This is a genomic window from Clostridium boliviensis (genome assembly GCF_033342255.1).
Taxonomy (GTDB): Bacteria; Bacillota; Clostridia; order Lachnospirales; family Lachnospiraceae; genus Lacrimispora; species Lacrimispora boliviensis.
This window is the reverse complement of the sequence record NZ_JAWONS010000209.1, coordinates 1-459: the sequence shown is the minus strand read 5'-3', so window position 1 is coordinate 459 and position 459 is coordinate 1. Positions and strand designations below refer to the sequence as shown.

Annotated in this window: 1 protein-coding gene; it reads left to right on the top strand. The window is 63.2% G+C overall.

Annotated elements, in window-relative coordinates; genetic code table 11:
• A partial coding sequence (locus RZO55_RS26045; RefSeq protein WP_318064627.1) for a collagen-like domain-containing protein occupies window positions 1-459 on the top strand: 459 nt, incomplete at both ends.

The following is a 459-nucleotide window of genomic DNA, read 5'->3' as shown; positions in this document are numbered from 1 at the left end:
GACTGGTGATACCGGACCTACTGGCGACACCGGGCCGACTGGTGATACCGGACCGACCGGACCGACCGGCGATACTGGACCGACTGGTGATACCGGACCTACTGGTGATACTGGGCCGACCGGCGATACCGGACCTACTGGTGATACCGGACCGACTGGTGATACCGGACCTACTGGCGACACCGGGCCGACTGGTGATACAGGACCGACCGGACCTACTGGTGACACCGGACCTACTGGTGATACCGGACCGACCGGCGATACCGGGCCGACTGGTGATACCGGACCGACTGGTGATACCGGACCTACTGGCGATACTGGACCTACTGGTGATACTGGACCTACCGGACCGACCGGCGATACTGGACCGACTGGTGATACCGGGCCTACTGGTGACACCGGACCGACCGGCGATACCGGACCTACTGGTGATACTGGGCCGACTGGTGATACCGGACC